Genomic DNA, 20,051 nt, shown 5'->3' with positions numbered 1-20,051 from the left:
CCCGATCCGGGTGCTTTTTTTCGTGCGCAGGGGGCCGCGGTGGCCGAAGCGCCGGAGGGAACCGGCGACGCGCGGCGTCAGTGCTGCCCGAACAGCTTCGCGAGCCGCTCGACGGCCTCCTCGAGGCGCGCGTAGGCGGTCGCATAGGACAGCCGGATATAGTCGTGCGGCGCATGGACACCGAAATCCATGCCCGGCACCAGCACGACGCCCGCGTCATGCAGCATCGCCTGCGTGAGTGCCGCGCTGTCGCCTGCGGCCGGATGCGCGACGCCGCGGCAATTCGCATACACGTAGAACGCGCCGTCCGGCATCACCGGCACCGTGAAGCCGAGCTTTTCGAGCGCCGGCGCGATGAAGTCGCGGCGGCGCTTGAATTCGACGCGGCGCGCTTCGTAGATGTCGAGCGCGGCCGGTTCGAAGCATGCGAGCGCTGCGTGCTGCGCGAGCGCGGACGGGCAGATGAACAGGTTCTGCTGCAGCTTTTCGAACGTGCCGACCAGCGCCGGCGGTACGACGAGCCAGCCGAGCCGCCAGCCGGTCATGCTGAAGTACTTCGAGAAGCTGTTGACGGTGACGACATCGTCGCCATACGCCAGCGCCGACACGGGCGCCGCGTCGTAGCTGAGCCCCTGGTAGATCTCGTCGACGATCGTGAAGCCGCCGCGTGCGCGCACGGCCTCGACGATCCGCTTCAACTCGTCCGGTTCGAGCGACGTGCCGGTCGGGTTCGACGGCGACGCGAGCAGCACGCCGCGCGTGCGGCTGCCCCAGCGCGTGCGGACGTCGTCGGCGGTGAGCTGGAAACGGGCTTCCGGGCCGCTTGGCACGAGCACCGGCCGGCCTTCGGCCGCCGCGACGAAGTGCCGGTTGCACGGATACGACGGGTCGGGCATCAGCACCTCGTCGTCGCGGCCGACGAGCGCGAGACACGCGAGCAGCAGCGCGCCCGACGCGCCGGCCGTCACGACGATGCGCTCCGGGCTGATCGTCAGGCCGTACGCGCGCGCATAGTGCGCGGCGATCGCTTCGCGCAGCGGTGCGATGCCGAGCGCGCCCGTGTACTGCGTGACGCCGCGGCGCAATGCCGCCGCGGCCGCTTCGACGACGGGCTCCGGCGCGGTGAAATCCGGCTCGCCGATACCCATGTGGATAACATCGCGCCCGGAGGACTCGAGCCGCTGTGCCTCCTTCATCAGTTCCATTACATGGAAGGGCTGGATCGCGTCGACGCGTGCGGCGAGCGTGACGAGCGAATCGGCGGTGGTATTCATCGGTCGGGCGGGGCGGGAGTGGCGGGGGAGAACGAAAAACGGGCGCTTGCGCGCCCGTCGAGCGACGGCATCAGCCGTTGCGGCGCGCCTGCGTTTCCGCGGGGCGCAGTTTCGCGGCGAGCTTGTCGAGCACGCCGTTGACGTACTTGTAGCCGTCGGAGCCACCGAACGTCTTCGCGAGTTCGACGGCTTCGTTGATGATCACGCGATACGGCGTTTCGACGTGGTGCGTGAGCTCGAACGTCGCGATCAGCAGCACCGCGCGTTCGACCGGCGACAGCTGGTCGATCGGACGGTCCAGCGACGGCGTGAGGGCTTCGACGAGCGTCGCATGCTCGCGAATCACGCCGTGCAGGATCGCGTCGAGCAGTTCCTTGTCGGCCTTGTCGTAACCGAGCGCGCCGCGCAGCTGCGCGTCGATCTCGCCGGAGGACGCGTTCGACAGCAGCCACTGATACAGGCCCTGCGTCGCCAGCTCGCGCGATTGTCGGCGGGCGCTCTTCTTCATGCGCGCTCCTCTTCGTCGTCTTCGTCTTCTTCTTCGTCCTCGTCGTCGCCGAGCTGGTCGAGCGCCATCGTCAGGTTGGCCATCTCGACCGCGACGCGTGCGGCGTCACGACCCTTCTCGGTCATGCGTGCGACGGCCTGCTCGTCGTTTTCGGTCGTCAGCACCGCGTTCGCGATCGGCAGGTTGAAGTCGAGGCCGATGCGGGTGATGCCCGCGCCGCTCTCGTTCGACACGAGTTCGAAGTGGTACGTCTCGCCGCGGATCACCGCGCCGAGCGCGATCAGTGCGTCGAACTGGCCGCTTTCCGCGAGCTTTTGCAGCGCGAGCGGGATTTCCAGCGCGCCGGGCACCGACACGAGCAGCACGTCTTCACCGGAGACGCCGAGGCGCTCGAGTTCTTCGACGCATGCATCGGCGAGGCCGTTGCAGACGGGTTCGTTGAAGCGGGATTGCACGATGCCGATACGCAGGCCGTCGCCTTCGAGATTCGGTTGGTATTGTCCGATTTCCATGATCTGGTCCGTGGTGTGGATGAACGGTTATAGGGCGAAAGCGCCGTGGCGGGTTACGCGTTGGACGCCGGGCAGGACTTGGCTTCGCCGCCGGGCATCGGAATGAAGCCCGTGACTTCGAGGCCGTAGCCGGACATGCTGCCCAGCTTGCGCGGATTCGACAGCACCTGCATCTTGCCGACGCCGACATCGCGCAGGATCTGCGCGCCGATGCCGAACGTCTTGAAATCGACCGGCCGGCGCTTCAGCGCAGCGGCCTTTTCTTCCTCGTCGAACGCCTTGAAGACGTCGATCAGATGTTCCTTCGTGTCGCCGCAGTTGAGCAGCACGATCACGCCGAGGTCGCGTTCCGCGATGTCGCGCATCGCGGCGTCGAGTGTCCACGAGTGCGTCGAGATGCCCGTCTCGAGCAGGTCGAGGACCGACAGCGGCTCGTGCACGCGCACCGGCGTGTCGACGTCCGGCGACGGCGTGCCGCGCACCAGCGCGATGTGTGGCGAGCCGCTCGGCTGGTCGCGGTACAGCACCGCGCGGAACGTGCCGTGCGCGGTCTGCATCGTGCGCTCGGCGATTCGCTCGATGATCGATTCGGTGCGGCTGCGATACTGGATCAGATCGGCGATCGTGCCGATCTTCAGACCGTGCTCCTTCGCGAATTCGAGCAGGTCGGGCAGGCGCGCCATCGTGCCGTCGTCCTTGATGACCTCGCAGATCACCGCGGCCGGCGTGAGCCCGGCGAGCGCGGTGAAGTCGCAGCCGGCCTCGGTGTGGCCCGCGCGCACGAGCACGCCGCCCGGCTGCGCCATGATCGGGAACACGTGGCCCGGCTGCACGATGTGCTCGGGGCGGACGTCGTGCGCGACCGCCGTGGCGATCGTGTGCGCGCGGTCGGCGGCCGAGATGCCGGTCGTCACACCTTCGGCCGCTTCGATGCTGACCGTGAAGGCGGTGCCGTACTGCGTGCCGTTGCGATAGGTCATCAGCGGCAGGTGCAGCTGCTTGCAGCGTTCCTGCGTCAACGTCAGACAAATCAGGCCGCGGCCGTACTTGGCCATGAAGTTGATCGCTTCCGGCGTGACGAATTCGGCGGCGATCACGAGGTCGCCTTCGTTTTCGCGGTCTTCTTCGTCGACCAGGATCACCATCCGGCCGGCTTTCAACTCCGCGATGATGTCGAGCGTGGAGGCGAGCGTCATAAGGGGGCGAGAAAGAGGAAAGTGCGTATTTTACGCCAGCCGGCGCACGTTTCGGCTGGCACGGGCCGCCCGCGCCCGGCGAGCGTGCCGGAAAGCGGTTCGGCCGGCCCGTGCGGCAGACCGGCCGGGCGCACCGCGGCCTGCCGGGGAACGGCGCGCGCGGGCGGCGGCCCGGCCCGCCGTGCGTCAGCCTTGCTCGTTGCGGCCGCCGAGGTAGTCGAGCTTGCCGAGCTCGACGCCGCTGTGGCGCAGGATGTCGTACGCGGTCGTCACGTGGAAGAAGAAGTTGGGCAGCACGAAGTTCAGCAGGTACGACTGCCCGGTGAACTCGATCGGACCGACGCGCATCTTGAGCACGATCTGCCGCGCTTCGCTGCCGTCGATCTGCGCGGCGTCGAAGCCCTTCAGATAGTCGATCGTCTTCTGGATGCGCGCATGCAGTTCGTCGAACGTCTGCTCGACGTCGGGATAGCTCGGGATGTCGACGCCGGCGAGCCGCGCGGCGCAGCCCTTCGCCGTGTCGGTCGCGATGTACACCTGGCGGACGAGCGGCAGCATGTCCGGGAAGAGGCGCGCGCCGATGAACACCGACGGGTCGATCTGCTTCTCGGCCGCGTGCGCCTGCGCCTTGCCGAGGATGTGCTGCAGGTTGGTGAGGCCGCGGATCAGGACGGGCAGCGAAGCCTGGTACATCGAGATGGACATGGGGACGACTCCTGGTGGAAAAGGGTGCAGCCGACACCGGTCGCGCCGTGCGTCGCGGCGCCGGATCCGCTGCCGTTGCATCTTAGCGCGACGCGACGGGGCGTGCGCGTCGTTGGCCGTTCGGCCAGGGGCGGCGCCGAGCCGGCAGCCGCCATTCCATATCCAGCGATTCCAGCGGCCGAACCGCCGCCATCAGTCCTGATGCACGCCCTGCGATGCGGACAGCATCCGCTCGACATACCGCGCGATCATGTCGACTTCGAGATTGACCTTGTCGCCGGCCTTCACGTGCCGCAGCGTCGTGACCTCGACCGTATGCGGGATGAGATTGATCGAGAATTCGCAGCCGTCCGCGCGATCGTCGACGGTATTGACGGTCAGGCTCACGCCGTTGACCGTGATCGAGCCCTTGTAGGCCAGATAGCGGCCGAGCTCGCGCGGCGCGACGATCCGCAGCTCGTGCGACTCGCCGACCGGCGCAAAGCGCGTGACGGTGCCGAGGCCGTCGACGTGGCCCGACACGATGTGCCCGCCGAGCCGGTCGTGCGCGCGCAGCGCCTTTTCGAGGTTCACTTCGCCGGGCTGCGCGAGGCCGACCGTGCGGTTCAGGCTTTCGCGCGACACGTCGACGTCGAAGCCGGTGGCGGTCTTTTCGATGACCGTCATGCACGCGCCCTGGATCGCGATGCTGTCGCCGAGCGCGACATCGGCGAGGTCGAGCTCGCCGGCCTGCACGGTCAGCCGCACGCCCGCATCGGGCGACGCGCCGAGCGGGGTGATCGATTCGATGCGGCCGACGGCCGCGACAATTCCGGTAAACATCGTGACGGCTCCGTTCAATGGGACGCAGGGGGCGGCGCGACACGCGCCAGGATGCGCAGATCGTCGCCGATCCGCTCGACGCTGTGGAATGCGAGCCGCGTGCGGGCGTCGAGGCTCGCCGGCGCGGCGAGGTCGAACATGCCGGCCGCGTCGCTGCCGAGCAGGCTCGGCGCGAGATAGACCAGCAGCTCGTCGACGCACTGCTCGCGCAGCAGCGAGCCGTTCAGCTTGTGGCCCGCTTCGACGTGCAGCTCGTTCACGCCGCGCGCGCCGAGCTCCGCGAGCATCGCGGGCAGGTCGACCTTGCCTTGCGCATTCGCGAGCGGCACGATTTCCGCGCCGCGCGACTTCAGCACGTTCGCGCGCATGTCGCCGGCTGCATCGAGCCGGCCGCAGAAGATCAGCAGCGGCGCGCCTTCGAGCAGCCGCGCATCGAGCGGCAGGTCGAGACGGCTGTCGATCAGCACGCGCTGCGGCTGGCGCGGCGTGTCGATGCCGCGCACGGTCAGCAGCGGGTTGTCTTCCCGCACGGTGCCGATCCCGGTCAGGATCGCGCACGCGCGCGCGCGCCACGCGTGGCCGTCGAGGCGCGCGGCCTCGCCGGTGATCCACTGGCTTTCGCCGGACGGCAGTGCGGTGCGCGCGTCGAGCGACGCGGCCGTCTTCATCCGCACCCACGGGCGGCCGCGCGTCATCCGCGACACGAAACCGATGTTCAGCTCGCCCGCCTCGTTCGCGAGCAGCCCGCAGCGCACGTCGATGCCCGCGTCGCGCAGCATCCCGAGGCCGCGCCCCGACACCTGCGGATTCGGGTCTTCCATCGCCGCGACGACCTTCGCGACGCGCGCGTCGATCAGCGCGTTCGCGCACGGCGGCGTGCGGCCGAAGTGGCTGCACGGCTCGAGCGTCACGTACACGGTGGCGCCGGCGACGTCATGGCCGCGCGCGCGCGCGTCCTTCAGCGCCTGCACTTCCGCGTGGTCCTGGCCGGCCGGCTGCGTGAAGCCTTCGCCGATCACGCTGCCGTCCTTGACGATCACGCAGCCGACGCGCGGGTTCGGCGCGGTCGTGTACATGCCGCGCGCCGCGAGCGTCAGCGCGCGCTGCATGTGGGCGAAGTCGGTATCCGAGAACATGCGCGCGGACCCGGGTCAGGCGGCCAGCGCCGCGAACGCGCGGCGCGCGGCCGCGAGCGTCGCGTCGATCACCGCGTCGTCGTGCGTGCTCGAGACGAAGCCGGCCTCGTACGCGGACGGCGCGAAGTACACGCCTTCGTCGAGCATCAGGTGGAAGAAGCGGTTGAAGCGCGCGACGTCGCTCTTCGTGACTTCCGCGAAGCTCGTGGGCACGCGCTCGGCGAAGTAGAGACCGAACATCGCACCGATCGAGTCGGCCGCGAACGGCACGCCGGCCGCGCGCGCTTCGGCCGCGAGGCCGTCGGCGAGGCGCTTCGTCTGCGCGGTGAGCGCGTCGTAGAAGCCGGGCGCCTGGATCAGCTGCAGCGTCTTCAGGCCCGCGGCCACCGCGATCGGGTTGCCCGACAGCGTGCCGGCCTGGTACACGCCGCCGAGCGGCGCGAGGTGGGCCATGATGTCGCGGCGGCCGCCGAACGCGGCAGCCGGCATCCCGCCGCCGATCACCTTGCCGAGGCACGTGAGGTCGGCCGCGATCCCGTAGTGCGCCTGCGCGCCGCCGAGCGCGACGCGGAACCCGCACATCACCTCGTCGAAGATCAGCACGGCGCCGTGCTTCGTGCACAGTGCGCGCAGCGCGTTCAGGAACTCGGGCGTGCCGCGCACGAGGTTCATGTTGCCCGCGACGGGCTCGACGATCACCGCGGCGATGTCGTCGCCGAACGCGCCGAATGCTTCTTCGAGCGCGGCGACGTTGTTGTATTCGAGGACGGTCGTGTGCTTCGCGATGTCGGCGGGCACGCCGGCCGACGTCGGGTTGCCGAACGTCAGCAGGCCCGAGCCGGCCTTGACCAGCAGGCTGTCCGCGTGGCCGTGGTAGCAGCCTTCGAACTTGACGATGCGGCTGCGGCCCGTGAAGCCGCGCGCGAGGCGCAGCGCGCTCATCGTGGCCTCGGTGCCGCTCGACACCATCCGCACCTGCTCGATCGACGGCACGAGCTTGCAGATTTCCTCGGCGATTTCGATTTCCGCTTCGGTCGGCGCGCCGAACGAGAAGCCGTCGGCGAGCACGTTCTGCACGGCCGACAGCACGTCCGGATGGACATGGCCGACGATCATCGGGCCCCACGAGCCGATGTAGTCGATGTACTGCTTGCCGTCGGCATCCCAGAAGTACGGGCCCTGCGCGCGCGACACGAAGCGCGGCGTGCCGCCGACCGAACGGAACGCGCGCACCGGCGAGTTGACGCCGCCCGGAATGGTCTTCTGGGCGCGTTCGAAGAGAATCTGATTGTTGGACATGGGCGAAACCTGCGAGAGAAGGGCGCGGGGGCCTTGAGCACGGGCCGCGGCGCCTGGGCGGAACGATCGTCCGATTGTACAAGAGACGCGCGCGGCGGGCCCGCGGCCGGGTCTGCGGCCTTTCGGCGCGTGGGGAACGGGACCGGACGGGCACCCGCGAACCGCGCGTGCCCGTCGGATCGGCCCCTTTTATCGCGGCGGCCTGCGCTTGCCGGTCAGCTCGGCCCAGCGCTTTTCCAGCGGGCCCTCGACCATCGGCTTGATCGACGTGCCGGAGCTTTGCGCATCCCAGGTCTGCACCGAGTACGGATGCACGCGCAGCGCGTCGCGCGGGATCACGACGTCCCGATGCGCGTCGACGAGCCAGTCGTAGACGAAGTCGATGCAGAGCCGGTAGCCGCGCTTCGTCGCCGGGTCGGGGACCTCGTACGGCGCGCGCGTCACGTAACCCGAGCCGAACACGCCCTTCGGCTCCTTCGCGACGCGGTGCAGGAACACGCGGTCGCCGGGCAGGATGCCGCGCGCGAAGCCGCAGCCCCACACGTCGTGCACGGCCTCGCCGGCTTTCACGCGCGCGGCGACGTCGGGCAGTTCGGGCCACGGCCATTTCTTGGGGCTCCAGATCAGCAGGAAGGCGGTCATCGTTTCGGTCGTGCGTCGGATTGATCAGACGAGAGAGGCGGAGAGCGGAAAGCTTAATCGAATCCGCGTGCGAATTCGCGACGCCGATCGTGCGGTCGCGTTCGGGCCGCGCGCGGCATCCGAAAAAGTTGCGCGTACAATCATGAGCCTGAACGCACCGCTCGCGGCGCGCCTCCGTCTTCACCGCCATGCGCGCCGCGATGCGCGCGGGCCTCCCATCCGGATACCCATGTCCCACGTCGTCCGGCGCCGGCCCGATGCCCGGCTGATCCTGTTGCTCGGCGCGCTCGCGGCCTGCGGGCCGATCGCCACCGACATGTACCTGCCGAGCCTGCCGTCGATCGCCGCAGGCTTCTCCGTGAGCCCCGGCGCCGCGCAGCGCACGCTGACGAGCTTCATGGCCGGTTTCTCGATCGGCATGCTGCTGTACGGGCCGCTGTCCGACACGTGGGGCCGCCGGCCGGTGCTGCTCGGCGGCATCGCGCTGTTCACGCTCGCGAGCATCGGCTGCTTCGTGGCGACCTCGATCGACATGCTGATCCTCGTGCGCTTCCTGCAGGCGCTCGGCGCCGGTGCCGCGTCGGTGCTCGCCCGCGCGATCGCGCGCGACGCGCACGAGCCGACCGATGCGGCGAAGGTGCTGTCGATGGTCGCGATCGTCACCGCGGTCGGGCCGCTGCTCGCGCCGCTGCTCGGCGGCCAGATCCTGCGCTTCGCCGGCTGGCGCGGCGTGTTCGTCGTGCTCGCCGCGTTCGGCGCGCTGTGCGCGGCGACCGCGTATCTGCGCGTACCCGAGACCTGGCCGAAGGAGCGGCGCAAGAGCGCGGCCGTGCTCGCGTCGTTCGCATCGTACGGCCGCATCCTGTCCGATCCGGTCGCGTGGGGGCACATGCTGTGCGGCGGGATGGCGTTCGCGTCGATGTTCTCGTACATCACCGCGACGCCGTTCGTGTACATCGAGTATTTCCACGTGTCGCCGCAGCACTACGGGCTGCTGTTCGGGCTGAACGTCGTCGGGATCATGATCGGCAACTTCACCAACACGCGGCTCGTCGGCCGCCTCGGCTCGCTGCGCATCATCTCGGCCGCGTCGCTCGTGAGCGGCATCGCATCGCTTGCGGTCGCGCTCGTCGCGCTGACCGGGTGGGGCGGGCTGTGGTCGATCGTCGTGTGCCTGTTCTTCGTCGTCGGCGTGGTCGGGATCCTGTCCGCGAACTGCACGACCGACCTGATGCATCGCTATCCGCACAACGCGGGCGCGTCGGCGGCCGTGTTCGGCGCGATGCAGCTCGCGCTCGGCGCGCTCGCGAGCGTCGCGATCGGCGCACTTGCCGACGGCACGCCGTTCGCGATGGGCGTGACGATCGGCGTCTGTGGCGTGCTGGTGTTCGTCGGACGTTATCTCGTGCTGCGCTGGCACGGCCGGCCGGTGAAAGCGGGCGCGTGAAGTGCCGCGGCGCCGGCCGTGGAATGACGAAACGCCACCGCGCGCGGTGAACCGAACCTCAAAAGTTGGCGAACCACTTCGACGGTTGGATTCACGGCGCGCGGTGGCGTTTTTTTACGGCGAGCGGAAGGCCGTGACCTGCCTCCCGCATCGCGTGGTGCATCAGTCGCGCGCGACGTCCTTCGCCGCCGGCGATGCGCCGTGGCTCAGCCAGTCGAGCACGTCGGCCGTTTCGTCGTCGCTCGCGCGGGCGCGGGCCTGCGCGACGGCCTCCGGCAATTCGCCGTTGGTCGACGCGCGACGGATCGCGACGCCGACGGCCAGGATGTCGATCATCAGCAGATGCAGGATCCGCGAGATCATCGACAGCTGCGACTCGCGCATCTCGATGTGGTCGGTCTCGAGCGCGACGGTCGCGCGCTTCGCGAGCGGCGTGTTGCTCGACGTGATCGCGATCACCTTCGCACCGGCCTGCATCGCGACGTCGAGCACGCGCAGCAGCTCCGGCGCGCGCCCGGACTTCGACACCGCGACGATCACGTCGCCCTTGCCGAGCAGCGCGGCCGACGCGGCCTGCATGTACAGGTCGCCGTACGCGATCGTCGGGATCCCGAAGCGGAAGAACTTGTAGTGCGCGTCCTGCGCGACGATGTTCGAGTTGCCGAGCCCGTAGAACTCGATGCGGCGCGCACCGTTCAGGATCTCGATCGCGTTCTCGACGTGCTCGAAGTTCAGGTGCTCGCGCAGCTGCAGGATCGCGGACACCGTGTTGTCGAGCACCTTCGCACCGAAATCGGTGGCCGTGTCGCCGAGATGCACCTGGCTGTGGCTCATCGGAATCGTGCCGGTAAGGCCGGTCGCGAGCTTCAGCTTGAAGTCCGACAGGCCCTGGCAGCCGAGCGAGCGGCAGAAGCGGATCACCGTCGGCTGGCTCACGTCCGCCTTGCGCGCGATGTCGACGATCGGGTCGTTGATGATCGAGCGCGGATGGTTCAGCGCGAGATCGGCGACGCGGCGCTCGGCCGGCGTCAGCGCGTCGCGCATCTGGCGGATCCGCTCGAACACGGCCGACGACGCGCCGCCCGAGCGGTTCGACAACTGCTCCGCGAGAATGGCCGATACGCCGAGGAACGCCGGATACTCGGCGGTGATCAGGTAGGTCGGGATGTTCTCGAGATAGTGCGCGAAGCGGCCCTTCGCCTCGAAGCGCGCGCGGAACGACGAGCGCGTGAACAGCTCGCCGAGCTTCAGCGCGACGCCGCCGCCGATATAGACCCCGCCGAGCGCGCCGAGCGTCAGCGCGACGCTGCCGGCGAACGAGCCGAGAATCCCGCAGAAGCATTCGACGGTTTCGAGCGCGAGCGCGTCGCCCGCATGCGCGCGCTCGACGATCTCGGCCGTATCGACGGACGCGGCGACGCGCTTCTTGTCGCGCGCGGCGAGCGCGCGGTAGATGATCTCCATGCCGGGGCCTGCGCACACGCGTTCGAACGACACGTGCGGAAACTTCTTGCGCGCGTACTGCAGCACCAGATCCTCGCGCTCGTCCTGCGGCGCGAACGATGCATGACCGCCTTCGCTGCCGAGCGCGATCCAGCGGTCGTCCGCCGGTATCAGCCCCGATACGCCAAGCCCGGTGCCGGGCCCCAGCAGCCCGATCACGCTGTTCTGGCGGCGCGCGCCGCCGCCGATCTGCACGCGCTGCGCGTCGGTCAGGCCGGGCAGCGCCATCGCGAGCGCGGTGAAGTCGTTGACGACGAGCAGCGTGTCGAACCCGAGCGCACGGCGCGTCGCCTCGATCGAAAAGCTCCAGTCGTGATTGGTCATCGTGACCTGGTCGCCGTCGACCGGGTTCGCGATCGCGATCGCCGCGTGGTTCACGCGGGCGATCTTCACGTCCTTCAGATACTTGCGGATCGCGTCGGTGAGCGTCGGGTAGTCCGCGCCCGGATAGACGCGGATCTGCGTGATTTCGCCCGGACCGGTTTCCAGCGCGAAACGCGCGTTGGTGCCGCCGACGTCCGCGAGCAGGCGCGGGCCGTCGGCGTGCTGGCCGGCGACGACAGCCTTACTTTGCGCACCAGTAGACATCGAGCTTGGTCCCCTTGTCGTTGGCCAGTTGGGAAATCGCGTTCTTCTGCAGCGTGGCGGCCGCGGCGTCGAGCACGTCGCGTTTGCGGCTGCCGGCGATCAGCAGGAACAGCCGGTCGACGCGCTTGAGCGCATCGAGCGAAAAGCTCACGCGCGCATGCGGCGCCGCGCCGGGATGCACGGCGACGAAGCGTTCGGGCGTCGTGATCGCGTGGTCCCATTCGGGCGCATCCGCGAAAATCGACGCGGTATGGCCGTCCTCGCCCATGCCGAGCACGGCGACGGTCGGCACACGGTAATCGGCGTTTGCATTGAGTGCTGCGACGTGCGCGTCGAGCGGCACGCGCGTGTCGACGAGCGGCAGGAAGCGGGCAGGGGCCGCCGCGTGCTGCAGCAGCGTGTCGCGCACGAGTTGCGCGTTGCTGGCTGCGTCGTGCTCCGGCACCCAGCGGTCGTCGACCAGCGTGACGTCGACGCCGGCCCAGTCGAGCGCCGCATGCGACAGCGTTTGCAGGAACGGCCGCGGGCTCGTGCCGCCGGACACCGCGAGCGTCGGGCGCGCGGGGCCCGCGAGCGCCGCGCGCAGCGCATCGCCGACGGCGCGCGCGAGCGCTTCGCTTTGCGCTTCCTGGGTGTCGAAAGCGTGGATCTCGATCACATCTCCTCCGGACTGCTTTGTCTGTTCAATTCGTGTGAATCGTGGCGCACGTTGCCGCGCGCACGGGGCGCACGGCAACGGCTTGCATCAGTTTTCCTCTTCGAGCCAGCAGGTGCCGTGCTGCGCGAGCATCGCGCTCGCCGCGGCCGGCCCCCACGTGCCCGCCGCGTACGGCTTCGGCGGCTTCAGCGTGCGCGCCCATTCGTTCAGGATCGGCTCGACCCAGCGCCACGCGGCTTCCTGCTCGTCGCGCCGCACGAAGAGGGCGAGTCGGCCGTTGATCACGTCGAGCAGCAGGCGCTGGTACGCCTCCATCTGCCCTTCCTTGAAGAACTGGTCGAACGCGAGGTCGAGGTGCACGCTCGCGAGGTTCATCCCTTCGCCCGGCTGCTTCGCGAGGCAGTACAGGCGAATCGTCTCGTTCGGCTGCAGCCGGATCACGAGGCGGTTCGCGCCGGCGCGCAGCGCCGAGGCCCCGAGCGCCGAGTGCGGCACCGGACGGAAGTTGACGACGATCTCCGCGACGCGGTCGGCGAGCCGCTTGCCGGTGCGCAGGAAGAACGGCACGCCGGCCCAGCGCCAGTTCTCGATCTCCACCTTCAGCGCGACGAAGGTCTCGGTCTGGCTGTCGGGCTTCACGCCCGGCTCGGTCGCGTACGCCGGCACCTGCGCGCCCTTGATCACGCCCGCATGATACTGGCCGCGCACCGCGACCTTGCCGATGTCGCGCGGATCGACGGGCTTCAGCGCACGCAGCACGCGCAGCTTCTCGTCGCGCACCGAATCCGAATCCATCGAGTGCGGCGGCTCCATCGCGACGATCGACAGCAGCTGCAGCAGATGGTTCTGCACCATGTCGCGCAGCGCGCCCGTATTGTCGTAGAAATCGCCGCGCGCTTCGACGCCGAGCTCCTCGGCGATCGTGATCTGGATGCTCTCGACCCATTCGCGGCGCCACAGCGGCTCGAACAGCGCGTTGCCGAAGCGCAGCGCGAGCAGGTTCTGTACCGGCTCCTTCCCGAGATAGTGGTCGATCCGGTAGATCTGGTCTTCCGCGAAGATTTCGCCGACCGCGTCGTTGATCGCGTTCGACGAGCGCAGGTCGTAGCCGAGCGGCTTCTCGAGCACGATGCGCGCGCCTTCGTTCAGCCCGACCGACGCGAGCGCCTTGCAGATCGGCACGAACAGCGACGGGCCCGTCGCGAGATAGAACACGCGGATGCCCGGCAGATGCGCGACCGCGTCGCGCAGCACGACGTAGTCTTCCTCGCGGCCGAGGTCGAGATTCACGTATTGGATGCGCTCGAGGAACGACTTCCATGCGCTGTCGTCGAATGCGCTGCCGGCCGCCTTCGCCGCATGCGGCTTCACGTGCGTGTCGACCCATTCGAGATAGTGGGCCCGATCCGATTCGTGCCGCGCGACGGCAACGATCCGGCCGCCTTCCGCGAGCATGTTGCCGCGGTGCGCTTCGAACAGCGCGGGCAGGATCTTGCGCATCGACAGGTCGCCGGTGCCGCCGAAAAGTACGAAGGTAAAGCTGGAATCGGTATGCATGTGTCTCCGCCGGTTGGGGTGCTGGGAAGCGATCCGTAGTGCGATAAAAATATTTTTGACACTGAATTGTAGTTTAACTACAATCCGCCGCAAGGGGTAGCACCTGGGTGAAGAAAAAAAGATGTGCGGTCGACGAACTGCACGAGCTTCGCCTTCGGGAGCGCCTTGTGCCGAATGGTATCGGACATTGACGGAGCGCATCGTTCGCGCGCCGTCGCCCCCGGGCTCGCGCCGCAGCATCGCGGCGGGCCAGAAACACAAAGAGGAGACACGCCGTTGAATCTCGATTCACGCTTTCTGTAAGAGCCCGGCCGGTCATCGGCCCGTACGCTGCATGCGTCCCGCGGCTCGATTTCCCCGTCGTTTATCAAGAAGCCGGTTCCCCGTCGGGGAACCTCACGAGTTGATTCAGTCTGGAGGAGATAAGTAATGAAAGTTCGCTCGATCATGGGCGCGCTCTGCGCCGCGGGTCTGATGGCTGGCGCCGTGGCGGCGCAGGCAGCCGAGAACGTGACGGTGCTGCACTGGTGGACCTCGGGCGGCGAGTCCAAGGCCGTCGGCGTGCTGAAGGACGACATGCAGAAGCAGGGCTACGTGTGGAAGGACTTCGCGGTCGCGGGCGGCGCGGGCGCGGCGGCCATGACCGCGCTGAAGACCAAGGTGATCAGCGGCGACGCACCGTCGGCCGCGCAGATCAAGGGCCCGCTGATCCAGGACTGGGCCGACCAGGGCGTGCTCGTCAACATCGACTCCGCCGCTGGCGACTGGAAGCAGAACCTGCCGCCGGAAATCGACAAGATCATCAAGTACAAGGGTCATACCGTCGCCGCGCCGTTCTCGGTGCACCGCGTGAACTGGCTCTACATCAACAAGGCCGCGCTCGACAAGGTCGGCGCGAAGGTGCCGACCACCTGGCCTGAATTCTTCGCGGTCGCCGACAAGCTGAAGGCCGCGGGCATCCAGCCGGTCGCGATGGGCGGCCAGCCGTGGCAGGACCTGACGCTGTGGGAAGACGTCGTGCTGTCGCAGGGTCCGGCGTTCTACAAGAAGGCGCTCGTCGACCTCGACCAGGCCACGCTGACCTCGCCGCAGATGCTGTCGGTGTTCGACACGGTGCGCAAGATCCAGGGCTACTTCGACACCGGCCGCAACGGCCGCGACTGGAACCTCGCGACCGCGATGGTCATCAACGGCAAGGCCGGCATGCAGTTCATGGGCGACTGGGCGAAGGGCGAGTTCGAGAACGCCGGCAAGAAGGCGGGCAAGGACTACATCTGCGCGCCGGTGCCGGGCACCGTGAATTCGTACACGTTCAACGTCGACTCGTTCGTGTTCTTCCAGCAGAAGGGCGAGAAGAACGCGACGCCGGGCCAGATCGCGCTCGCGAAGACGATCATGACGCCGGACTTCCAGGAGCAGTTCAGCCTGCTGAAGGGCTCGGTGCCGGTGCGTCTCGGCGTGAAGATGGACAAGTTCGACGACTGCGCGAAGAAGTCGTACGCCGACGAGCAGACCGCGATCAAGTCGGGCGGCTTCGTGCCGTCGCTGGCGCACGGGATGGCGCAGGGCGATGCGACGGCCGGCGCGATCACCGACGTCGTGACGAAGTTCATGAACTCGCAGCAGGATTCGAAGAGCGCGGTCGCCGCGCTCGCGAAAGCCGCGAAGGTGAAGTAAAGCGCGACAGGCGCCCGGCCGCAAGCGCATCGTCGGCCGGGCGTTTTTGCATGTGCAGCAAACGGGCTCGCCCGCGGGCCCGCGCCGTACCGGCGCCGGCCCGGCCTGCGCCGTCCTCGTTCCAGGAGTCGAATCAAGTGGCTGCCCCTCTTAGCGGAAACGGATCCGGCGCTGCCGTCGCGCGGCGCACGTCGCCGATGTCGGCCTTCGCCGATCGCTGGATCCCGAAGCTCGTGCTCGCGCCGAGCCTCGCGATCGCCGTGGTGTTCATCTACGGCTTCATCCTGATTACCGGCTATCTGTCGCTGACCAATTCGCGGCTGTTGCCGAACTACGAATTCGACGGCTTCGGCCGTTACACCGACCTGTTCCAGAACGACGTGTGGTGGACCTCCGCCGCGAACCTCGGCTGGTTCGGGATTCCGTTCATCGCGATCTGCGTCGGGCTCGGCCTGTTCCTCGCGATCCTGCTCGACCAGCGGATCCGCAACGAAGGCGCGCTGCGCGCGATCTTCCTGTACCCGATGGCGCTGTCGTTCATCGTGACCGGCACCGCGTGGCAGTGGATCCTGAACCCGGGCCTCGGCCTCGAGAAGGTGATGCACGACTGGGGCTGGACGAGTTTCTCGTTCGGCTGGCTCGACGATCCGGACAAGGCGATCTTCTGTATCGTGATCGCCGCCGTGTGGCAGTCGACCGGCTTCGTGATGGCGCTGTTCCTGGCAGGGCTGCGCGGCGTCGACGCCGAGATCTTCAAGGCCGCGCAGGTCGACGGCGCGACGCTGCCGACCATCTACCGCAAGATCGTGATCCCGAGCATGCGCCCGGTGTTCTTCTCGGTGCTGCTGATCCTGTGCCACATCACGATCAAGACCTTCGACCTGGTCGTCGCGCTGACGGCGGGCGGCCCCGGCACGTCGTCGTCGCTGCCGGCCATGTTCATGTACACGTTTTCGTTCAATCGCGGCCAGCTCGGGCTCGGCGCGGCGTCGTCGGTGATGATGCTCGCGACCGTGGTCGCGGTGCTGGTGCCGCTGATGTATATGGAATCGAGGAGCACCCGCAATGCAGCCTAAGATGACGATCAGCCGGGCAGTGATCTATGCGGCGCTGATCCTGTTCGCGCTGTATTTCCTGTTCCCGATCTACGTGATGCTGTCGACGTCGTTCAAGGACCTCGACCAGCTTCGTACCGGCAACCTGCTGACGCCGCCGTCGCACTGGACCGTCGATCCGTGGGTGAAGGCGTGGAGCGGCGCGTGTACCGGCGTGCGTTGCGACGGGATGAAGCCGTTCTTCCTGAACTCGCTGCAGATGGTGATTCCGGCCGTGCTGATCTCGTCGCTGATCGGCGCGTTCAACGGCTACGTGCTCACGCACTGGCGCTTTCGCGGCGCGGATGCGCTGTTCACGATGATGCTGGTCGGCTGCTTCATTCCGTTCCAGGTGATCCTGCTGCCGATGGCGCGCCTGCAGGGGATGCTCGGCCTCGCGAACACGATCCCGGGCCTGGTGTTCGTGCACGTGGTGTACGGGATCGCGTTCACGACGATGTTCTTCCGCAACTTCTACGTGAGCGTGCCGGCCGAGCTCGTGAAGGCCGCGCGCATCGACGGCGCGGGCTTCTTCACGATCTTCACGAAGATCCTGCTGCCGGTGTCGCTGCCGATCTTCATGGTGTGCCTGATCTGGCAGTTCACGCAGATCTGGAACGACTTCCTGTTCGGGATCGTGTTCTCCGGCGTCGATTCGATGCCGATCACGGTCGCGCTGAACAACCTCGTCAACACGTCGACGGGCGTGAAGGAATACAACGTCGACATGGCCGGCGCGATCATTGCCGCGCTGCCGACGCTGCTCGTCTACGTGGTCGCCGGCCGCTACTTCGTGCGCGGGCTGACGGCGGGCGCGGTGAAGGGGTAAGCGCGGCTTCATCCGATACGACGAACCGGCCGCGCACGACGCGCGGCGCATCGAAACGAACCCGACGCGGCGCCGTAGCGCCGCGCGAGACGAGACAGAGGATTCACAGCATGGCAAGCCTTTCCATCCGTGACGTGTACAAGACCTACCCGAACGGGGTGCCGGTCCTGAAGGGTGTCGACATCGAGATCGAGGACGGACAGTTCCTGATCCTGGTCGGCGGGTCGGGCTGCGGGAAGTCGACGCTGCTCAACATGATCGCCGGCCTCGAGACCGTGACGAGCGGCGAGATCTGCATCGACGGCAAGGTCGTCAACGACCTGTCGCCGAAGGATCGCGACATCGCGATGGTGTTCCAGTCGTACGCGCTGTATCCGTCGATGACGGTGCGCGAGAACATCTCGTTCGGCCTGAACATCCGCAAGGTGCCGAAGAGCGAGCAGCAGCAGATCGTCGAGCGCGTGTCCGCGATGCTGCAGATCCAGCATCTGCTCGACCGCAAGCCGGGCCAGCTGTCGGGCGGCCAGCGCCAGCGCGTCGCGATGGGCCGCGCGCTCGCGCGCGATCCGTCGCTGTTCCTGTTCGACGAGCCGCTGTCGAACCTCGATGCGAAGCTGCGCATCGAGATGCGCGCGGAGATCAAGCTGCTGCACCAGCGCCTCGGCACGACGATCGTCTACGTGACGCACGACCAGATCGAGGCGATGACGCTCGGCGACCGGATCGCGGTGATGAAGGACGGCGTGGTCCAGCAGTTCGGCGCGCCGCAGGAGATCTACGATTCGCCGTCGAACCTGTTCGTCGCGGGCTTCATCGGCGCGCCGCCGATGAACTTCATCAACGGCAAGCTGGTCGAGCAGGGCAGCGGGATCGCGCTCGAGATCGACACGGGCCTCGCGCGCAGCGCGCTGAACCTGCCGTTCGATGCGAAGCGGATGAACGGCCACGTCGGCCGCGAGGTGATCCTCGGTCTGCGTCCGGAGCGCATTACCGACGCGCGCAACGCCCATCACGGCGAGGCGTCGAAGCTGCAGCCGATCGACGTGCGCGTCGACGTGACCGAGCCGACGGGCCCGGACACGCACGTGTTCGCGCAGGTAAACGGCAAGCGGATCGTGAGCCGCGTGCATCCGGCCGCGAATCCGCAACCGGGGCAGACGCAGTCGCTGCTGTTCGACGTGTCGAAGGCGGTGCTGTTCGATCCGGCGTCGGAAGAGCGGATCGCGTGACGCGGCGCGTGCGCTGAGTGAAAGAAAAGGGGCCGTTCGTGATGAACGGCCCCTTTCGTTTGGACGGGTTGGCGATCGTTGGCGGCGCGGTCGCGCTGCAGCGTCAGTGCGGCAACCGCACGTCGAACTTGAACGTCGCGAGCCGCGCGACGAGGATGAAGCCGGTCGCGAGCAGCACGCTGTACACCGAGTCGAACTGCAGCCACGCGAGCAGCAGGTAGAACCAGCAGCCGACGAATGCGCAGGTCGCGTACGGCCGCGAATCGCGCAGGATCAGCGGGATGTCGTTGCACAGCACGTCGCGCACGATCCCGCCGACCACGCCGGTGATCACGCCCATCATCACCGCGATGAAGCGCGGCATCTCGGCATCGAGCGCGATCGCGGTGCCCGAGATGCTGAAGATGCCGAGCCCGATCGCATCGGCCACCAGCAACAGCCGCTCGGCCGACAGCCGCGACAGCATCCGCAGCACGAACGGCGCGAACAGCGCCAGCACGAAGATCGCGATCACGTAGTCGTCGTGCACGACCCAGTAGAACGGCCGGCGTTCGAGCAGGATGTCGCGCAGCGTGCCGCCGCCGAATGCGGTCGCGAGCGCGACGACGAACGTGCCGACCGAGTCCAGGCGGTTCTTGCGCGCCTCGATGAAGCCCGAGATCGCGAAAGCCAGCGTGGCGATCGCCTCCAGTATCGAGATCGCGAGCGTCAGCCTAGGATGCGGCACGCGGCCCCCGTTCGGCGGGCGCCGCGAGCGGCTGCAGCAGCACGAGCACCGCTCCCGCGCCGCCGTCGTGGCTGCGCGCCTCGCAGAACGCGATCACTTCTTCCTTCTGCACCAGCCACGCACGCACCTTGCCTTTCAGCACGGGTTCCTTGCCGATCGAGCCGAGGCCCTTGCCGTGGATCACGCGCAGGCAGCGCAGCCCCTTCTTGCCGGCTTCGCGGATGAATTCCGCGAGCGCGTCGCGCGCCTCGTCGCGCCGCATCCCGTGCAGGTCGAGCTGCGCCTGCACGATCCACGCGCCGCTCCTCAGCTTGCGCACGACGTCGCGGCTGATGCCGGGGCGGTGGTAGTACAGCGATTCGTCGCTGTCGAGCAGCGTTTCCGGATCGAATTCGTCGGACAGCGTCGCGTTCAGCACCGCTTCCTCGTCGCGCTGCGTCTGCTTCGGCAGCGGATCGGGCGGCGTGCGGCCGGACTTCGCGCGCGGCGGCGCGTTCAACGGCTGGATCGCGCCGATTTCGTTGCGGAACAGGTTCGCGTCGGCCTCCGCCTGGCGGGCCGCCTTCGCGGTTTCGACGCGCGTGCGTTCGCGCCGGTCGGCTTCGCCTTGCAGCGACTTGCGCAGCGCACCGAGGCCGGCCAGGCCCT

Annotated in this window: 19 protein-coding genes; 5 read left to right on the top strand and 14 right to left on the bottom strand. The window is 68.1% G+C overall.

The window, feature by feature from the left end:
- Nucleotides 1-77: 77 nt before the first annotated feature.
- The 9 genes from Q3A80_RS28385 to Q3A80_RS28345 form a co-directional block, all read right to left on the bottom strand.
- Nucleotides 78-1,274: a pyridoxal phosphate-dependent aminotransferase gene (locus Q3A80_RS28385; protein WP_446332125.1), complete on the bottom strand. Its 1,197-nt coding sequence runs from the start codon at nucleotides 1,272-1,274 to the stop codon at nucleotides 78-80.
- Nucleotides 1,275-1,344: 70 nt separating this feature from the next.
- Nucleotides 1,345-1,782, bottom strand: coding sequence for a transcription antitermination factor NusB (gene nusB / locus Q3A80_RS28380; protein ID WP_021157083.1), 438 nt, complete (start codon nucleotides 1,780-1,782; stop codon nucleotides 1,345-1,347).
- The gene (ribH, locus tag Q3A80_RS28375; RefSeq protein ID WP_040143614.1) at nucleotides 1,779-2,294 is read right to left on the bottom strand and encodes a 6,7-dimethyl-8-ribityllumazine synthase; all 516 of its coding nucleotides are present in this window, start codon (nucleotides 2,292-2,294) and stop codon (nucleotides 1,779-1,781) included. Before ribH ends, nusB begins: the two co-directional genes overlap by 4 nt.
- Nucleotides 2,295-2,347: 53 nt before the next feature.
- Nucleotides 2,348-3,490, bottom strand: coding sequence for a bifunctional 3,4-dihydroxy-2-butanone-4-phosphate synthase/GTP cyclohydrolase II (gene ribBA / locus Q3A80_RS28370; protein WP_446332124.1), 1,143 nt, complete (start codon nucleotides 3,488-3,490; stop codon nucleotides 2,348-2,350).
- A gap of 186 nt (nucleotides 3,491-3,676) precedes the next feature.
- Complete coding sequence (locus tag Q3A80_RS28365; protein WP_446332123.1) at nucleotides 3,677-4,195, bottom strand: DUF1993 domain-containing protein; 519 nt, start codon at nucleotides 4,193-4,195, stop codon at nucleotides 3,677-3,679.
- 192 nt (nucleotides 4,196-4,387) lie between these two features.
- Nucleotides 4,388-5,017, bottom strand: a complete 630-nt coding sequence (locus Q3A80_RS28360) for a riboflavin synthase (protein WP_446332122.1) — start codon at nucleotides 5,015-5,017, stop codon at nucleotides 4,388-4,390.
- A 14-nt stretch (nucleotides 5,018-5,031) separates the two neighbouring features.
- On the bottom strand, nucleotides 5,032-6,153 hold the full coding sequence (gene ribD, locus Q3A80_RS28355) for a bifunctional diaminohydroxyphosphoribosylaminopyrimidine deaminase/5-amino-6-(5-phosphoribosylamino)uracil reductase RibD (protein WP_446332121.1): 1,122 nt from the start codon (nucleotides 6,151-6,153) through the stop codon (nucleotides 5,032-5,034).
- A gap of 15 nt (nucleotides 6,154-6,168) precedes the next feature.
- Nucleotides 6,169-7,452, bottom strand: coding sequence for a glutamate-1-semialdehyde 2,1-aminomutase (hemL, locus tag Q3A80_RS28350; protein ID WP_446332120.1), 1,284 nt, complete (start codon nucleotides 7,450-7,452; stop codon nucleotides 6,169-6,171).
- Between the two features lie 189 nt (nucleotides 7,453-7,641).
- On the bottom strand, nucleotides 7,642-8,094 hold the full coding sequence (locus Q3A80_RS28345) for a hypothetical protein (RefSeq protein WP_446332119.1): 453 nt from the start codon (nucleotides 8,092-8,094) through the stop codon (nucleotides 7,642-7,644).
- A 229-nt stretch (nucleotides 8,095-8,323) separates the two neighbouring features.
- Between Q3A80_RS28345 and Q3A80_RS28340 the strand changes: the two genes are divergently transcribed.
- Nucleotides 8,324-9,541: a Bcr/CflA family multidrug efflux MFS transporter gene (locus Q3A80_RS28340; protein ID WP_446332118.1), complete on the top strand. Its 1,218-nt coding sequence runs from the start codon at nucleotides 8,324-8,326 to the stop codon at nucleotides 9,539-9,541.
- Nucleotides 9,542-9,703: 162 nt separating this feature from the next.
- Here Q3A80_RS28340 and Q3A80_RS28335 read toward each other — a convergent pair whose 3' ends face one another.
- The 3 genes from Q3A80_RS28335 to zwf form a co-directional block, all read right to left on the bottom strand.
- Nucleotides 9,704-11,632: a bifunctional transcriptional regulator/glucokinase gene (locus Q3A80_RS28335; RefSeq protein WP_446332117.1), complete on the bottom strand. Its 1,929-nt coding sequence runs from the start codon at nucleotides 11,630-11,632 to the stop codon at nucleotides 9,704-9,706.
- Nucleotides 11,610-12,290 (bottom strand): 6-phosphogluconolactonase, encoded by a 681-nt coding sequence (pgl, locus tag Q3A80_RS28330; protein ID WP_446332116.1) that lies wholly within the window; start codon nucleotides 12,288-12,290, stop codon nucleotides 11,610-11,612. Before pgl ends, Q3A80_RS28335 begins: the two co-directional genes overlap by 23 nt.
- A gap of 87 nt (nucleotides 12,291-12,377) precedes the next feature.
- The gene (gene zwf, locus Q3A80_RS28325; RefSeq protein WP_446332115.1) at nucleotides 12,378-13,847 is read right to left on the bottom strand and encodes a glucose-6-phosphate dehydrogenase; all 1,470 of its coding nucleotides are present in this window, start codon (nucleotides 13,845-13,847) and stop codon (nucleotides 12,378-12,380) included.
- 429 nt (nucleotides 13,848-14,276) lie between these two features.
- Here zwf and Q3A80_RS28320 point away from each other — a divergent pair, with 429 nt between their 5' ends.
- The 4 genes from Q3A80_RS28320 to Q3A80_RS28305 all read left to right on the top strand — a co-directional run bounded on the left by Q3A80_RS28320 (nucleotide 14,277) and on the right by Q3A80_RS28305 (nucleotide 18,676).
- Nucleotides 14,277-15,524 (top strand): ABC transporter substrate-binding protein, encoded by a 1,248-nt coding sequence (locus tag Q3A80_RS28320; protein WP_446332114.1) that lies wholly within the window; start codon nucleotides 14,277-14,279, stop codon nucleotides 15,522-15,524.
- 137 nt (nucleotides 15,525-15,661) lie between these two features.
- Complete coding sequence (locus Q3A80_RS28315) at nucleotides 15,662-16,600, top strand: carbohydrate ABC transporter permease (protein ID WP_011883674.1); 939 nt, start codon at nucleotides 15,662-15,664, stop codon at nucleotides 16,598-16,600.
- Nucleotides 16,590-17,447 (top strand): carbohydrate ABC transporter permease, encoded by an 858-nt coding sequence (locus Q3A80_RS28310; RefSeq protein WP_040143627.1) that lies wholly within the window; start codon nucleotides 16,590-16,592, stop codon nucleotides 17,445-17,447. The genes Q3A80_RS28315 and Q3A80_RS28310 overlap by 11 nt, the downstream gene beginning before the upstream one ends.
- A gap of 110 nt (nucleotides 17,448-17,557) precedes the next feature.
- Entirely contained in the window at nucleotides 17,558-18,676 is a 1,119-nt protein-coding gene (locus tag Q3A80_RS28305; RefSeq protein WP_044846209.1) for an ABC transporter ATP-binding protein, read from the top strand.
- A 103-nt stretch (nucleotides 18,677-18,779) separates the two neighbouring features.
- Here Q3A80_RS28305 and Q3A80_RS28300 read toward each other — a convergent pair whose 3' ends face one another.
- Nucleotides 18,780-19,403 (bottom strand): trimeric intracellular cation channel family protein, encoded by a 624-nt coding sequence (locus Q3A80_RS28300; protein WP_446332113.1) that lies wholly within the window; start codon nucleotides 19,401-19,403, stop codon nucleotides 18,780-18,782.
- Nucleotides 19,390-20,051, bottom strand: a 662-nt coding sequence (locus tag Q3A80_RS28295) for a Smr/MutS family protein (RefSeq protein ID WP_446332112.1), incomplete at its 5' end; no start/stop codon positions are given. The genes Q3A80_RS28300 and Q3A80_RS28295, both read right to left, overlap by 14 nt.

It is taken from the genome of Burkholderia sp. SR8 (assembly GCF_052851275.1).
Note: the sequence above shows the minus strand (reverse complement) of the source record. Positions and strands in the feature narration are given on the sequence as shown.

Bases quoted from the DNA above. Each gene is read 5' to 3' on its own strand.
- Q3A80_RS28385 (WP_446332125.1), bottom strand. From the start codon at position 1,274: ATGAATACCACCGCCGATTCGCTCGTCACGCTCGCCGCACGCGTCGAC.
- nusB (WP_021157083.1), bottom strand. From the start codon at position 1,782: ATGAAGAAGAGCGCCCGCCGACAATCGCGCGAGCTGGCGACGCAGGGC.
- ribH (WP_040143614.1), bottom strand. From the start codon at position 2,294: ATGGAAATCGGACAATACCAACCGAATCTCGAAGGCGACGGCCTGCGT.
- ribBA (WP_446332124.1), bottom strand. From the start codon at position 3,490: ATGACGCTCGCCTCCACGCTCGACATCATCGCGGAGTTGAAAGCCGGC.
- Q3A80_RS28365 (WP_446332123.1), bottom strand. From the start codon at position 4,195: ATGTCCATCTCGATGTACCAGGCTTCGCTGCCCGTCCTGATCCGCGGC.
- Q3A80_RS28360 (WP_446332122.1), bottom strand. From the start codon at position 5,017: ATGTTTACCGGAATTGTCGCGGCCGTCGGCCGCATCGAATCGATCACC.
- ribD (WP_446332121.1), bottom strand. From the start codon at position 6,153: ATGTTCTCGGATACCGACTTCGCCCACATGCAGCGCGCGCTGACGCTC.
- hemL (WP_446332120.1), bottom strand. From the start codon at position 7,452: ATGTCCAACAATCAGATTCTCTTCGAACGCGCCCAGAAGACCATTCCG.
- Q3A80_RS28345 (WP_446332119.1), bottom strand. From the start codon at position 8,094: ATGACCGCCTTCCTGCTGATCTGGAGCCCCAAGAAATGGCCGTGGCCC.
- Q3A80_RS28340 (WP_446332118.1), top strand. From the start codon at position 8,324: ATGTCCCACGTCGTCCGGCGCCGGCCCGATGCCCGGCTGATCCTGTTG.
- Q3A80_RS28335 (WP_446332117.1), bottom strand. From the start codon at position 11,632: ATGTCTACTGGTGCGCAAAGTAAGGCTGTCGTCGCCGGCCAGCACGCC.
- zwf (WP_446332115.1), bottom strand. From the start codon at position 13,847: ATGCATACCGATTCCAGCTTTACCTTCGTACTTTTCGGCGGCACCGGC.
- Q3A80_RS28320 (WP_446332114.1), top strand. From the start codon at position 14,277: ATGAAAGTTCGCTCGATCATGGGCGCGCTCTGCGCCGCGGGTCTGATG.
- Q3A80_RS28310 (WP_040143627.1), top strand. From the start codon at position 16,590: ATGCAGCCTAAGATGACGATCAGCCGGGCAGTGATCTATGCGGCGCTG.
- Q3A80_RS28305 (WP_044846209.1), top strand. From the start codon at position 17,558: ATGGCAAGCCTTTCCATCCGTGACGTGTACAAGACCTACCCGAACGGG.